This window comes from Glycomyces mayteni (genome assembly GCF_042428885.1).
In the GTDB taxonomy this organism is placed as follows: Bacteria; Actinomycetota; Actinomycetes; order Mycobacteriales; family Micromonosporaceae; genus Glycomyces; species Glycomyces mayteni.
Map to the genome: position 1 here is coordinate 1418194 of NZ_JBHMBP010000001.1, position 14728 is coordinate 1432921.

Annotated in this window: 13 protein-coding genes; 9 read left to right on the forward strand and 4 right to left on the reverse strand. The window is 70.7% G+C overall.

Going from position 1 to position 14728, the window contains the following annotated elements; genetic code table 11:
* The first annotated feature begins 5 nt into the window (after nt 1–5).
* Complete coding sequence (locus tag ACFFXY_RS06470; RefSeq protein ID WP_382347239.1) at nt 6–653, forward strand: ComF family protein; 648 nt, start codon at nt 6–8, stop codon at nt 651–653.
* 407 nt (nt 654–1060) lie between these two features.
* A complete protein-coding gene (gene hpf, locus ACFFXY_RS06475) occupies nt 1061–1735 on the forward strand; it encodes a ribosome hibernation-promoting factor, HPF/YfiA family (protein WP_359944960.1) in 675 nt (224 codons plus the stop codon).
* Between the two features lie 55 nt (nt 1736–1790).
* Here hpf and ACFFXY_RS06480 read toward each other — a convergent pair whose 3' ends face one another.
* The 3 genes from ACFFXY_RS06480 to ACFFXY_RS06490 form a co-directional block, all read right to left on the reverse strand.
* Nucleotides 1791–2942, reverse strand: a complete 1152-nt coding sequence (locus tag ACFFXY_RS06480) for an Ig-like domain-containing protein (RefSeq protein WP_382347243.1) — start codon at nt 2940–2942, stop codon at nt 1791–1793.
* A gap of 75 nt (nt 2943–3017) precedes the next feature.
* Nucleotides 3018–3986 (reverse strand): GNAT family N-acetyltransferase, encoded by a 969-nt coding sequence (locus ACFFXY_RS06485; RefSeq protein WP_382347246.1) that lies wholly within the window; start codon nt 3984–3986, stop codon nt 3018–3020.
* 72 nt (nt 3987–4058) lie between these two features.
* Complete coding sequence (locus ACFFXY_RS06490; protein WP_382347249.1) at nt 4059–5180, reverse strand: GNAT family N-acetyltransferase; 1122 nt, start codon at nt 5178–5180, stop codon at nt 4059–4061.
* 112 nt (nt 5181–5292) lie between these two features.
* On the opposite strand from ACFFXY_RS06490, the gene secA reads away from it, so the two are divergent.
* On the forward strand, nt 5293–8199 hold the full coding sequence (gene secA / locus ACFFXY_RS06495) for a preprotein translocase subunit SecA (protein ID WP_382347252.1): 2907 nt from the start codon (nt 5293–5295) through the stop codon (nt 8197–8199).
* A 4-nt stretch (nt 8200–8203) separates the two neighbouring features.
* Nucleotides 8204–8659 (forward strand): DUF6912 family protein, encoded by a 456-nt coding sequence (locus ACFFXY_RS06500; protein WP_382347255.1) that lies wholly within the window; start codon nt 8204–8206, stop codon nt 8657–8659.
* Here the strand turns inward: ACFFXY_RS06500 and ACFFXY_RS06505 are convergent.
* Entirely contained in the window at nt 8632–9552 is a 921-nt protein-coding gene (locus ACFFXY_RS06505; protein WP_382347258.1) for a hypothetical protein, read from the reverse strand. The two genes, ACFFXY_RS06500 and ACFFXY_RS06505, sit on opposite strands and share 28 nt — an antisense overlap.
* Before the next feature lie 203 nt (nt 9553–9755).
* Between ACFFXY_RS06505 and pruA the strand changes: the two genes are divergently transcribed.
* The 5 genes from pruA (at nt 9756) to ACFFXY_RS06530 (ending at nt 14723) form a co-directional block, all read left to right on the forward strand.
* Entirely contained in the window at nt 9756–11381 is a 1626-nt protein-coding gene (gene pruA, locus ACFFXY_RS06510; protein ID WP_382347261.1) for an L-glutamate gamma-semialdehyde dehydrogenase, read from the forward strand.
* A 54-nt stretch (nt 11382–11435) separates the two neighbouring features.
* Nucleotides 11436–11732: a DUF397 domain-containing protein gene (locus ACFFXY_RS06515; protein WP_106363980.1), complete on the forward strand. Its 297-nt coding sequence runs from the start codon at nt 11436–11438 to the stop codon at nt 11730–11732.
* 305 nt (nt 11733–12037) lie between these two features.
* The gene (locus tag ACFFXY_RS06520) at nt 12038–13579 is read left to right on the forward strand and encodes a S8 family peptidase (RefSeq protein ID WP_382347263.1); all 1542 of its coding nucleotides are present in this window, start codon (nt 12038–12040) and stop codon (nt 13577–13579) included.
* 9 nt (nt 13580–13588) lie between these two features.
* Nucleotides 13589–14203 (forward strand): RNA polymerase sigma factor, encoded by a 615-nt coding sequence (locus ACFFXY_RS06525; RefSeq protein ID WP_382347266.1) that lies wholly within the window; start codon nt 13589–13591, stop codon nt 14201–14203.
* Nucleotides 14193–14723, forward strand: coding sequence for a hypothetical protein (locus ACFFXY_RS06530; protein WP_382347269.1), 531 nt, complete (start codon nt 14193–14195; stop codon nt 14721–14723). Before ACFFXY_RS06525 ends, ACFFXY_RS06530 begins: the two co-directional genes overlap by 11 nt.
* The last annotated feature ends 5 nt before the right edge of the window (nt 14724–14728 follow it).

Sequence of the window (14728 nt, forward strand, 5' to 3'; positions counted from 1 at the left end):
CCGGCGTGAACCTCATCGAGGACGCCCGGGACCTGTTCCTGCCCGCCGCCTGCGCCTCCTGCCGGAGCGCCCGGGCGGCGGGCGGCGGCGTCTGGAGGGGCCTGTGCCCCGACTGCGCCGCCGAACTCGCCGACCTGCGCCCGCGCCTCGCCACCCCGTTGCACGAGGCCCCGCCCACGGTCGCCGCCGGGCCCTATTCAGGCGTCCTCGCCGAAGCCCTCAACGAGTACAAGGAGCGGTCCCGCCGCGAACTCGCCCCCGCGGTCGGCGCGCTCCTGGGCCGCGCCCTCGCGGTCCTCGCCCCCGAGGTCCCCGGGGCCGTCCTCGTCCCCGTCCCGCCCACCGCCGCCGCCCTCCGCGCCCGCGGCTTCGACCACGTCGCCGCCGCCTGCGCCGGCCTCGGCGACCTCCGCCGGTGCCTGCGCGCCCGCCCCCGCCCCGACTCCGTCGGCCTCACCCCCGCCCAGCGCGAGGACGCCGCCCGGCGCAGCCTGCGCGCCACCCGCGCCGCGGCGGCGCTGGCCGCCTCCGGGCGGCCCGCGATCCTCGTCGACGACGTGGTCACCACCGGCGCCACGCTCGGCGCGGCGGCCCGGGTGCTGCGGGACGCGGGCGTCGAGGTCCCCGCGGCGGTCGTCGCCGCCGCGGCCTGAAGTGAACTCCCGGGGTTTACGGGACGGGAGTCCGGTAACCCTGTGCCTGTCGGGGTTCCGACAGCGCGGCCCGGCATCACGATCGGAGGGTTCGACCGCGAATGCGAAGAGTTATCTCAGTTCCGCCGGAATCCGTGCGCGCACCCCCGCACCATTGGAGAATTCCGGTAGCCGAAGGGTCGACTTTCGGTGACCGAGGGGATAGTCTCGAAATCTCAGATCGGTAACGAGACGGCAGAGGCCAGTTGGCCCAAAGGTGAACGCCCCCTTGTGTAGAGGTGTTCTCATTCGTCCTGACCGAGAAGGGAGGCAGTGCCATCCGCCGTACCGGAACTTCGGCTCCGGACCCAGCACGCACAACTACGTCAGCGCCGCCGCAGCGCGCGGCGCACCTGGGAGGTTCAGAGGTGGACATCGTCGTCAAGGGCCGGAACGTAGAGGTCCCCGACCACTACCGCGAGCTCGTCGAAGAGAAGATCGAAGGCAAGATCGCCAAGTACCTCGCCCGTTACGACGGGGAGGCGATCAAGATCGACGTCGAGCTCTATCACGAGCCCAATCCCCGCCAGGCCGACCACGCGCAGCGCGTCGAGATCACCTGCCGCCCCAAGGGCGCGGTCATCCGCGCCGAGGCGTGCGCAGGGGACTTCAGGTCCGCGTTCGAACTCGCGGCGACCAAGCTCGGGCACCAGCTCCGCAAGACCTCCGACCGCAAGCGCGTCTCGCGCAGCGGCGCCAAGGCCCCCATCTCGGTGGCCGAGGCGACCGCGAACGGCGGCGGCCGCATCCCCGAGGGCGCGACCCTCGTGGCGGAGCCCGACGCGAAGGAGCGCGCCGCGCGCGCCCGCTTCATCTCCGAGGACGTCGACCACTTCGACGGCCTCGTCGAGGACCACCTGCCGGGCCGGATCGTCCGCGAGAAGATCCACCCGGGCGAGCCGATGACCGTCGACGACGCCCTCCAGAACATGGAGCTCGTCGGCCACGACTTCTACCTGTTCCACGACAAGGAGACCGGCCGCCCGTCCGTCGTCTACCGCCGCAGGGCCTTCGACTACGGCCTGCTCAAGCTCGACCTCTAGGACCGAACGCGGAAGCGGGCCCCGGCATTCGCCGGGGCCCGCTTCCTGTGCTCGATTACAGGGCCGAGCCGGACTTCCAGTCGTCCCAGGACTTGATCCAGAAGCCCCAGCCGTTGTTCCACGGCATCTCGCGCGGGGAGCCGGTGACGTCGACCGGGTCGCCGCGCTGGGCGATCCCGTAGAACCACTCGGCGTTCCCGTCGCTCGCGTTCAGGCAGCCGTGCGAGAGGTTCGCCGAGCCGAGGCTCCCGTTCCAGGGCGCGCCGTGGACGAACTCGCCGGAGGCGTTGATGCGGGTGGCCCACTTGACGGGCGTCGAGTAGTAGCCCTCGTCGCCCTCCTCGCGCCCGGGCGAGACCATGACCTTGTCCGCGAACTTCTCCATGACCAGGTGCACGCCGGTGGCGGTGTAGTACTCCCACTCCTCGCCGTTGCCGCCCGAGATCGGGATCTCCTTCTCCACCTCGCCGTCGAACTTGACGGTCATGGTGTGGGTCTCCAGGTCCGCGTGGGAGGTCTGCGAGCGGCCGATCTCCATGACCGCCTCGTAGTTCTCGTCGCCCCAGGTGTCGCCGCCGAGGAACACGCCGTCGAAGTTCGCCTTGAGGGTGACCTTCTGGTACGGCTGCCAGTACTCCTTGGTCCGGTAGATCGCCTGCGAGTCGCTGATCCAGTGCCACGCCCCCTCGTGGCCCAGCTCGGACTCGACGACGAGGTTCTTCTCGACCTCCGCGCGGTCGGGGGCGTCCTCGGTGAAGAACACGATGATCGGCGCGCCGACGCCGACCGTCTCGCCCTCCACGATCGGCGTCACGTCGGCCACCCCGAAGCCGGTGCCGTCCCTGCGCTCGGTGGTGAACGTCTGCTCGAACTCGGTGACGGTGCCGTCGGAGCTGACGGCCTTCGCGGCGACGGTGTGCACCGAGCCCGCGTCCATCACGCCCTTCGAGGTCCAGGAGGTGAGGTCCTCGGCGAAATCGCCTTCAATGGTCTTGGACCGGTCGGAGGTCACGTTGACCTCTTCGAGGATGCCGTCCACCACGGTGAGGTTGAACGGCTGGGACGGATCATGGTCGTCGACGGCGTCGAGCGACACGACGGGCACGATCGGGGCCGGCGTGAACGTCCCCTGCTGGGGTTCGGCGCACGCGGCGAGCGAGAGCAGCGACGTCGCCGAGGCAGCGGCGACGAAGGACCGGCGTTTCAAAGGGGGTTCCTCCACAAAGCGAAGCGACGCGATAACTATATCCTCGACGCCCGGCCCCACCCGTTGGGTTGCACGCTAGTCGCTGCTCAACACAGCCCACACCAACGTGTCGCGCCTGCGGCCCGCCAGCGTCGGCAGTCCGCCGCGCTCCACGCCCTCCAGACGGAAGCCCGCGCGGCGCAGCACCGCCTGCGAGGCGGTGTTGTGGAGGTCCGTCCCGGCCCACACGCGGTCGAGCCCGACCTCGCGGAACGCCCAGCGCCGCACCAGGTTGACCGCCCTGGTCGCGTAGCCGCGGCCGCGCACGGACGCGCGCAGGTCGTACCCGATCATGCCGGTGCCCACGATCCGCGCCACGTCGTACAGGCCGATCGTCCCCTGGTAGCCCTCGCCGTCGTCGATGACCATGAGCGCGCTGCGCCCGCGCAGCCAGTCGACGGCCGCGCGCCACTCGCACACCTCGCGGGCCTCCTCGGCGCTCGGCGGCAGCGGCAGCGCGGCCCCCGCGTACACGTCGGGGCTGGAGCGGTGGCGCAGGTGGGCCTCGAAGTCCCCGGCGTCGAGCGGGCGGAGCGCGACCACCCCGTCGGAGAGCGTCCCGCCGGGCAGGTCGGGCAGGACCCGCGGGGACGGGCCGGTGCCGTCGCCGGGGAGCAGGCCGAGGGTGAGCGCGGCGGTCCCGTCCCAGGCCGCGCCGCGTGCGACGCCGCCGTCGGGCCGGAAGCCCGCGCCGAGCGCGGCGCGGATCGCGGCGTGGTCGCGCACGGGCGGGCGCGCTTCGAGCCGGTGCGCGCCGGCCTCGAACACGATCGGCGCGAGCGTGCGGAGCATCGCCGAGGCGAGCCGCTTGCCGCGCCGCTCGGGGGCGACCCAGTACCGGACGCCGGCGACGCCCGCGCCCTCGACGGCGAGCGCGCCCCAGACCGCGTCGCCTTCGGGGGACACCGCGACGGCGTCGGGCTCGAACCCGCAGTCCACGCTGGTCCCGGGGTCGGCGGGCCGCAGCACGAACGCCGTCGTCGCGACGGGTCCGAAGAGTTTCACGTCCTCAGAAAAGCAGTCCCGGCGCGGTGCGTCAACCGTTTGGGGAGTCTGATTTGCACCGGATGGACCGGCTCAGCGCGCCAGTTCCTCGGGGAACAGGCTGGCGATGACGGAGTCGCGGCGTCCCAGCGGGCCGCTGCGCACGCGCCGCCGCACGCCCTCCACGGTGAACCCGGCCTTCTGCGCGACGCGCAGCGACGCCTCGTTCTCCGGGTCGGCCCGCCACTCGATCCGCTCCAGCGCGAGCGCGTCGAAGCCGAGGCGGCACAGGCGCTTGACGGCGGCGGTCATCCAGCCGCGCCCGCGCGCCCACGGCGCCGTCAGGTACCCGACCTCGGACTCGCCGGGCTCGCGGAGCATGAGCTCCACGGACCCGCAGTACCGGTCGTCCTCGTCGGCGAGCACGTACAGGACGCGGTCGCCGAGGTCCCAGGCGCGGCGCTTGTCGCTCAGGAACCGCTCGGCGTCGGCGCGGCCGTAGTCGCGGGGCATGGGCGTGAACCGCTGCACGTCGGGGTCGGCGCAGGCCGCGGCGATGCCGTCGAGGTCGGCTTCGCGCACCGGCCGCAGGCGCAGGCCCGCCGCGCCGGTCTCCAGCTCCGGCTGCGGGGCGGTGAAGAACGCGGCCTGGCGCTTGAGGGTCTCGTAGTGCGGGGGCGGGTCGTCGGGGCCGCGCAGGTCCCCGGGGAGCATCCCGCCGATCCAGCAGTCGCGGGTGGTCCCGCGCTGGTTGACGCCGCCGCGGGAGACCCCTTCGACGGTGAACCCGGTGCGCAGTGCCGCGAGGCGGGAGGCGTGGTTGCCGACGATCGCGTCCCACGCGATGCGCCGGGCCCCGAGGCGGTCGAACCCGAACGCGACGGCCGCGCGGATGCCGCGCTGGGCGACGCCGCGGCCCCGCGCCCACGGCGCGGTCACGTACGTGATGGTCATCTCGCCGGGGAAGGACTTCGTGAGCGCCATGGACCCGACGAGGACGCCGTCCTCCTCGACGGCCCACCGCGGGTTCTCCCCGCCCCAGTGGCGCCGCTGCACCTCCACGTACCGGTCGCGCGCGGACCCGGTCCACGGCAGGGGCATGACGAGGAAGCGCTCGATGAGCGGGTCGGCGTAGATCCGGGCCAGATCCGGCAGGTGCCGCTGCTCCCAGGCGACGAGCCGCAGGCCGTCGGCGTCGAGGGTGACGGGTTCCATAGGCTCCGATTGTGCCCCACCGGCGGCCGTCCGGGCCAGTCACCGCCTACGCGTAGTATTGACCGGGAAATCCACCCGATCTGGTCAAGACGTTGCTGGGGGCTGATCTTCCGTGTCGTTGTTCGAGAAGGTACTGCGGGCCGGTGAGGGCCGCGCGCTCAAGCGACTCAACGCGATCGCCGATGCGGTCGACTCCTTGGAAGACGAGTACAAGGCGCTCACCGACGCCGAGCTGCGCGCGCTCACCGACGAGTACCGGGAGCGCCTGAAGGACGGCGAGACCACCGACGACCTCATGCCCGAGGCGTTCGCCACAGTGCGCGAGGCCGCCTGGCGCGTCCGCGGGATGCGCCACTACCACGTGCAGCTCATGGGCGGCGCGGCCCTGCACCAGGGCAACATCGCGGAGATGAAGACCGGCGAGGGCAAGACCCTCGTCTCGACCCTCCCCGTCTACCTCAACGGGCTCACCGGCAACGGCGTGCACCAGGTCACGGTCAACGACTACCTGGTGCGACGCGACGCCGAGTGGATGGGCGAGATCCACCGCTTCCTGGGCCTGTCCGTCGGCGTCGTGCTCCCGGGCGAGGGCTCGGAGAAGCACCGCGAGGCGTACCTCGCCGACGTCACGTACTCCACGAACAACGAGCTGGCCTTCGACTACCTGCGCGACAACATGACCGGCTCGGCCGACAGCCTCGTGCAGCGCGGCCACCACTTCGCGCTCGTCGACGAGGTGGACTCGATCCTCGTGGACGAGGCCCGCACGCCGATCATCATCTCGGGCCCCGCCGAGCACTCCAAGCGCTGGTACACCGAGTTCGCGAACATCGTCCGCACGATGAAGCGCGACGAGCACTACGAGGTCGACGAGGGCAAGCGCACGATCGCGATCTCGGAGTCGGGCGTCGCCCGCGTCGAGGACCGCCTCGGCATCGAGAACCTCTACGACTCGGTGAACACGCCGCTCGTGGGCTACCTGAACAACGCCATCAAGGCGCAGGAGCTGTTCGAGCGCAACCGCGAGTACATCGTCTCCGAGGACGACGAGGTGCTCATCGTGGACGAGTTCACCGGCCGCGTGCTGCCGGGCCGCCGCTTCAACGAGGGCATCCACCAGGCCATCGAGGCCAAGGAGAAGGTGGAGATCAAGCAGGAGAACCAGACGTTCGCCACCACCACCCTCCAGAACTACTTCCGCCTGTACGAGAAGCTCGCGGGCATCACCGGCACCGCGCAGACCGAGGCGTCGGAGTTCAACAACGTCTACGGCATGGGCGTCATCCCGATCCCCACGAACAAGCCGATGATCCGCCGCGACCAGCCCGACGTCATCTACAAGACCGAAGAGGCGAAGTACCAGGCCGTCGTCGACGACATCGCCGAGCGCCACGAGACCGGCCAGCCGGTCCTGGTCGGCACCGTCTCGGTCGAGAAGTCCGAGATGCTCGCGCGCCTGCTGAAGAAGCGCGGCATCCCGCACAACGTGCTCAACGCGAAGAACCACGCGAAGGAAGCCGAGTACATCGCGCAGGCGGGCCAGCGCGGCGCCGTCACCGTCGCCACGAACATGGCCGGGCGCGGCACGGACATCATGCTCGGCGGCAACCCCGAGTACCTGGCGGCCTCCGACCTGCGCGCGCGCGGCGTCGACGACGCCGACGAGGAGACCTACGCGGCGGCGTGGGCCGAGGCGATCGAGAAGTTCGAGGAGACGACGAAGGCCGAGGCCGAGGACGTCAAGGACGCGGGCGGCCTGTACGTGCTCGGCACCGAGCGCCACGAGTCCCGCCGCATCGACAACCAGCTGCGCGGTCGCGCGGGCCGCCAGGGCGACCCGGGCGAGTCCCGGTTCTACCTGTCGCTCTCGGACGACCTGATGAAGCGGTTCAACGCGGACGCGGTGCGCGCCATGATGAACCGGATGCGCGTCCCCGACGACGTGCCGATCGTCTCGAAGCTCGTGACCCGCCAGATCGAGTCGGCGCAGTCGCAGATCGAGGGCCACAACGCGGAGATCCGCAAGAACGTCCTCAAGTACGACGAGGTCATGAACAACCAGCGCACGGTCATCTACGACGAGCGGCGCAAGGTGCTCGACGGCGAGGACGTGTCGGAGCAGATCGGGCACTTCATCGACGACGTCCTGGAGGCGTACGTCGCGGGGGCCACGAGCGAGGGCTACGGCGAGGACTGGGACCTCGACGAGCTGTGGTCGGCGTTCAAGCAGCTCTACCCGATCGCCTTGTCGCACAAGGAGGTCGTGAAGCAGGCGGGCGGGCTCGACGAGCTCGACGCCGAGACGCTCCTCAAGGCCGTCAAGGAGGACGCGCACGAGGTCTACAAGGCGCGCGAGGACGAGTTCGGCGAAGAGGTGCTGCGGAAGCTGGAGCGGCGGGTGCTGCTCCAGACGATCGACCGGAAGTGGCGCGAGCACCTGTACGAGGTGGACTACCTCAAGCAGGGCATCAGCCTGCGGGCGTACGCGCAGCGCGACCCGGTCATCGAGTACCAGCGCGAGGCGTTCGACATGTTCCAGACGATGCTCGACGGCATCAAGGAGGACACGGTCCGCTTCCTGATGAACGCCGAGCTGAAGGCCAAGCCCGCCGAGGGCGGGGCCGCGGCCGAGCCGGAGGCGACGATCCGGGGCCTGGAGCCGCTGCGCAAGCCGGAGATGCTGCTCCAGTCGGCGCCGTCGATGGACAACGCGAGCGGTGTGGAGAGCCAGGCGACGACGGAGGACGGCGCGGTGTTCAAGCGCCCGCCGAAGCCGGTCGCGGGCCAGAAGCGGGACGTGAAGCGCACGCCGGGCGCGGGCCAGAAGGGCGCCGCGAAGGTCGCCCCGAAGTCGGCGCGTTCGGCCGGGCCGCGCAAGGCGGCCACGGCGCCGCCCGCGCAGCAGGCGAACCCGGGGCAGCGGCACGTCGAGAAGACCGGCCCGAACGCCCCGTGCCCGTGCGGTTCGGGCAAGAAGTACAAGCGCTGCCACGGCGCGCCCGGCGGCGCAGCAGACTAAGGGCATGGCGCGAATCTACGTACCCGCATCCGTCGCGATGCTGCGGGAGCTGGTCGGCACCGGTGAGCTCAAGCCGGTGTCGGCCGTCCACACGGTCACGTCGTGGCTGCGGCGCGAGGCGCCGGGGGCCGACGAGGAGGACCTGGAGTACACGGCGTTCGCGGATGCGGCGCTGGCGTCGCTGCCGCTCCTGGCGGGCGGGGCGCCGCGGCGGATCGTGGTCTCGGCGGACGTGCCGGACGAGCGGGTCGCGGAGCACGCCGAGGGCACGGGCGCGGACTTCGACGGGGACGTGAAGCTGAAGCGGGTCGCGGCGGTGCACGCGGACGACGCGGACGCGGCCGAGGAGGTCGCGCGGGCGCTCGCCGCCGAGGAGCCGGACCTGGACGCGGTGGAGGCGCACGTCCTGGACTGGTACGCCCCCTCCGAGGTTCAGGACTTCCTGGCGTCCTTGGACTGAGCCTTCGCGGGCTTGGGGAGCAGGAACCCGTAGGCGAAGACCGCGCACAGCGCCCCGGCGAACAGCGCGGTCATCGAGCCGTTGTACTGCCACTGGAAGCTCAGGGCGAGGAACGCCTCGTCGAGCGGGGCGACCTGGTTGAGGCCGACGTTCAGGAGCACCTCGACGCCGATCTGCGCGAGGACGGTGGAGACGAGCCAGACGGCGCCGGGGATGGCGCCCGCGAGCAGGTGGCCCAGGAGCTTGACGCCGGCCTTCTTGTGGCGCAGGTACAGGAACGCGCAGACGCCGCAGGCGATCCCGGCGATGAAGGGGATGGCGGTGCCGAGCGCGCCGTACTCGTCGAGCGGGTCGGAGAACAGGCTCACCGAGGACGCGGCCTCGTAGAAGCCGCGGCCGAACATGAACGCCAGCAGCAGCAGGACCGCGCTCAGGCCCGCGACGACGGTGACGGTGCGGCGCGGCAGCGCGAACAGGCCGCCGACGACGGCCGAGACGAGCAGGACCAGGCCGAGGACCAGCGCGATGTCGGCGTCCACGCCGAACCCGAGGTAGGCGATGGCGCCGGTGACGACGCCGAGGACGAGCGAGCCGAGGACCGCGAGGGCCTTCTGGGGGCCCTTCACGAGACGGGGGGTGACCGCTCCGGCGACGGCTCCGGCGAAGACGGTGACGATGATGGGGCTGAACAGGCTGTTCGCCAGGAGCATGACGCCGGTGTCGTCGAGGCCGTCGGCCATGCCGGTGAGGCGGTACAGGGAGTAGACGACGCCCGCGAGCGAGGCGACGGCGGCGGCGCCGAGGACCCACAGCGCGACCCGGCCGGGCCGGGGATCGGCTGCGGCGGGGGCGGACTCGGCGGTGGCGGCTTGCTGCTCCTGCGTGTTGGTCACGACCCCAGAGTACGGATGCGGCGCGGGACCGCACTCCTCGGTCGGGCCGGTGTGGCCCGGGGCCCCCGAGCGGCGCTCTTGTTCGCATCGCACCAGTTCACAGGGCCCGGACTGTGCGAGGATGGCGGTAGCGCCACCGGTCTAGTAACCTCGTGTTCAAAGCTCAGTGAACGCTAAAGCCGTCGAATCAACGGGAGTGTGCGATGGACGCCTTGTTTACGGTACCCAAGCCGGAGAACGAACCGATCAACTCGTACGCGCCCGGGACGCCCGAGCGCGAGAGCCTCCAGAAGAAGCTCGCCGAACTCGCCGCCACCCGCCTCGACCTCGACCACCACATCGGCGGCCAGTGGCGCCGCGGCACGGGCGCCGAGATCGAGGTCGTCCAGCCCCACAACCGCCACCACGTCCTCGGCACCACCCGCGAGGCCACCTCGGGCGAGTGGGCCGACGCCGTCGCCGCCGCCAAGGCCGCCCGCCACGACTGGATCCGCACCGACTTCGCCGACCGCGCCGCCGTCTTCCTGCGCGCCGCCGAGCTCATCTCCGGCCCCTACCGCGACGTCCTCAACGGCGCGACCATGCTCGGCCAGTCCAAGACCGCCGCGCAGGCCGAGATCGACGCCGCGTGCGAGCTCATCGACTTCCTGCGCTTCAACGTCAGCTTCGCCGAGGGCATCTACCGGCAGCAGCCGGTCTCCTCCAAGGGCCTGTGGAACCGCATGGACCACCGCCCCCTCGACGGGTTCGTCCTCGCGATCACCCCGTTCAACTTCACCGCCATCGCCGGGAACCTCCCCACCGCCCCCGCCCTCATGGGCAACACCGTGGTGTGGAAGCCCTCGGTCACCCAGCAGTTCGCCGCGCACTTCGTCATGCAGGTGCTCGCCGAGGCCGGACTGCCCCACGGCGTCATCAACATGGTCACCGGCGTCGGCGAGCACTCCGAGACCGCGCTCCTGGACCCCGACCTCGGCGGCATCCACTTCACCGGCTCCACGAAGACCTTCCAGCACCTGTGGTCCACGATCGGCCAGAACATCGGCGGCTACCGCACCTATCCGCGCCTGGTCGGCGAGACCGGCGGCAAGGACTTCATCGTCGCCCACCCCAGCGCCGACCCCCACGCGCTGGCCGTGGCGATGGTCCGCGGCGCGTACGAGTACCAGGGCCAGAAGTGCTCCGCGCTCTCGCGGACCTACGTCCCGGCCTCGCTGTGGAAGAACGGCCTGCGCGACGCCGTCGTCGGCATGACCGAGGACATCACCTACGGCGACGTCACCGACTTCGCGAACTTCGGCGGCGCCGTCATCGACGCCCGCGCCTACGCCAAGCACACCGCGCTCTTCGAGCGCCTGCAAGGGGACGCGAAGGCCACCGTGGTCACCGGCGGCACCGCCGACGACTCCCAGGGCTTCTTCGTGCAGCCCACGCTCATCGAGTCCGCGGACCCGACCCACGAGCTGTTCACCGAGGAGTACTTCGGGCCGATCAACGCCGTCCACGTCTACGACGACGCCGACTTCGACTCCGTCGTGAGCCAGGCCGCCGACATCGCCCCGTACGCGCTCACCGGCGCGGTCTTCGCCACCGACCGGGCCGCCATCGCCCGCGCGAGCGAGGCCCTCCGCTTCGCGGCCGGGAACTACTACATCAACGACAAGCCCACCGGCGCGGTCGTCGGCCAGCAGCCCTTCGGCGGCGCCCGCGGCTCGGGCACCAACGACAAGGCCGGCTCCTGGCAGAACCTCGTCCGCTGGGTCAGCCCCCGCTCCATCAAGGAGAACTTCGTCCCGCCGACGGAGTACCGCTACCCGCACCAGGGCTGAGCGTCCCGAGAGGGCCCGGACCGCGCGGTCCGGGCCCTTTCCTATGCTTGGCCCATGACGAAGCGTGAGCATCCGCTGAAGGGCGAGTTCGACACCGCCGAGGCCCGCTGGGAGCGCACGACCCATGAGGACGGCACCCCGGCCGCACTGGAGATCGGCTACGCCGACAACGGGCTCGTGGCCCTGCGCATGGCCGAGGACCCCGAAGGCGACATCCTGATCTACACGCCATCCGAGTGGGAGGCGTTCGTCGAGGGCGTCCGCGACGGCGAGTTCGACCTCCCCACGTGGGACGACGAGCCGATCGTCGAGGTCATCGAGGACGACGACGACGAGCCCGCCAAGCCCTAGACCGCACTGTCCGAGCGCCCCGGAGTGGATCTCCGGGGCGCTTTTCGCATCCCTCGAACGTGCCAAGTTCAGATAGCGCCTTCCGAGGTGTATCCCGCCGGTCTCACGAACCTCTTCCCTGGTGAAAGCCGCGATAACCGTCCAGCCCGTGGCGTTCGCGGCATTCCGGGCTTGAGTGCCTTTCGACCTATCGGACCGGGCGTGGACCCCACGTCCGGCAGAAGGTGAGGAGAATCGGTCTCGAAGAGATCCCCCTCCTCGCCCGACAACCGCATAGACCCCCGAAGACGACCAGAGGAGCTCCCATGCGATTGGTGTTCGCGGAGAACGAACCCCATTTGAAGCCCAACCCGCGCCGCGACCACATGTCCGGCGTCCCCGAACTCGCCTACTCCACTCTGGACCGGCACGGCGGCCGCGTCCTCCTCCCCGGGCAGGTCGTCCGGACCGCGGGCCGCTCGGCCCCGGTCGGCACGATCTACCGCTACGACCGCCTCCTGGTGGACGAGTCGGTCATCCACGACGACGAGGCCCGCAGCAGGCTCGAAGGCGCGATCCGCCCCACCGGCCTGTCCCTGGAGAGCCAGGCCGCCAACCCGGCCGTCGCGGGCTCCGGCCCCTTCCGCGTCCCGGTCGTGAGCACCCACGGCGACCAGGCCGCGGTCGACGCGTGGTCGCTCCTCCAGCGGCTCAAGACCGACACGAGCGACGCGAGCCTCCCGAAGGAGCTCTTGGCGAAGGTCCGCCTGGAGCACCTGATGATCTGCTCCAAGGGCGGCATCGGTATCGGCACCGGTGAGCCGCCGCTCCCCGGCCCGCACAAGCACTCGATCGGCCGCATCCCGGTCGACATGGTCGCCCCGATGCCCGAGCGCAAGAAGCTGGACCGCAGGCTCCGTGTCGCGGTCCTGGACACCGGCGTCCCGAGCAGCCACCCGGCGTTCGACATCTCGGACCGCTCGGAGGGCAAGGACACCTTCGTGGTGGTCGACCACGCCTTCCAGACCCGGCTGGGCCAGCACAACGACTCGCCCGCGCCGCCGCTGGACGACCCCTGGGACGGCCCGGTCCACGAGCCGACCCTCCTCGGTGAGGTCGCCACCCACTTCGGGCACGGCACCTTCATCACCGGGCTGCTGCGCCAGATGTCCCCGGACGTCCAGGTGTACTCCCTGCGGGTGGTCCACAACGACGGCCTCTCCTACGAGCACGAGATCATCGGCGCCCTCCAGCACGTGGCCGACCAGATCGAGGCCGCCCGCGGCGGCGACGCCGAGGCGTTCGCCGTGGACGTGGTCGTCCTGGCGACCGGCTATGTGGACGAGGCCGCCGACGACATCCCCGGCGGCTGGATGGGCGACGCGGTGAAGCGCCTGACCAAGCTCGGCGTCCCCGTGGTCGCCGCCGCCGGGAACCAGTCCTCCGACCGGCCGTTCTACCCCGCGGCGTTCGCCGCGCACGAGCAGCCGGAGAACGCCGCGCCGATCCTGAGCGTCGGGGCCTTGAACCCCAACCTGGAGATCGCGATGTTCTCGAACGAGGGCCCGTGGGTCTCGTGCTACGCCACCGGGGCCGGGTTGGTGAGCACGTACCCGTGCGAGGCGGCCGGATCGCTCGAACCCGAGCGCCGCGCCAAGTCCACGATGCGCAACCGCTTCCGCGAGAGCTACGACTTCGACGACTTCTCCTCCGGTTACGCGGTCTGGAGCGGCACCTCGTTCGCGGCCCCGGTCGCGGCGGCGTACCTGCTCAACGCCATCTCGGAATCGGGCGTGGAGGAGATCCAGGACCCGGTCAAGGCCGCGGAGCGCGCTCATGCGGCCCTCGCCCGGCTGAAGAGTCGCTAGCCTGAAGACATGAACACGATTCCGGCTCAATCGGTGGCGGCGGTCGACTACGACCGGTACGCGCGGCTCTACGTCGCCGCGCGTGCCGGTGACCGCACTGCGCAGCGAACCCTCATCGAGGAGCTCACCGAGCCGCTCTGGCGAGTGGCCCGGCGGGCCGGCCTCGACAGGGAGAGCGCCGCCGACGTGGTGCAGACCGCATGGCTCCGCCTGTGGCGCACCAAGGACGGACTCGACAAGCCTCGCGCGCTGACCAAGTGGATGCGCACCACGGTCAGCCGCGAGGCGTGGAACGTCGCCGGGCACGCGAGGCGCGAGGTCGCCTCCGACCCGCTCGACATCAAGGAGCCGATCGTCGAAGGCATCGAGGACGGCTTCGTCCGCGATGACGAGCGAGAAGCGGTGCGCCGTGCCTTCCTTGCACAGGACGACAAGTGCCGGGCGCTGCTCGCCTACGTGGCGGCGTTCACCCGGCCGGACTATGACGTCATCTCCGAAGAGCTGGGGATGAAAAGGGGGAGCATCGGGCCCACGCGGGGCCGGTGCTTGGACAAGATGAGGAAGACCCTGCTGGACGACCCGTCCTGGGGCGCAGGTGAGGAGCGGTATGCAGATGGAACCTGACAAGCGGGACCAGGGCGAGTTCGAACCGCTGGACTCCTGCGACGAGCGGATTCTCGCGGTCATCAACGAGCTCCACAAACGGGACGACCCGATGCCGAGTGACCTCAACGAGCGGGTCGAATTCGTACTCGAACTCGAAGCGGCGCTCGATGCCAGAGTGGCGTCCGTATACCGGCCCAAGGAATTGACGCTCGTCCGAGGAGACTCGGAACTCGCGGTGAATCAGGGCGATCCCACGTCGATCACCTTCGACTGCGAAACCGTCACAGTCATGGTCACGCCGAGGCCTTCGGCCTTGCAGGAGATCCGACTCGACGGCTGGATCGGGCCCGAGGGGACCTATGCCGTCGAACTCAGAAGCCCGCAAGGCACCAGGCGCGCCACGACTGATGAGACCGGCCGATTCGTACTCGAAGGGCTACCGAACAACGAGATGTTCCAGTTGGTGATCAGGCCGGACGAAGCGTTGCAGCGAGAGGGGCTCCCCGCGGTGGTCGTGACACCCGCTGTGCGCCTGTAGCATAT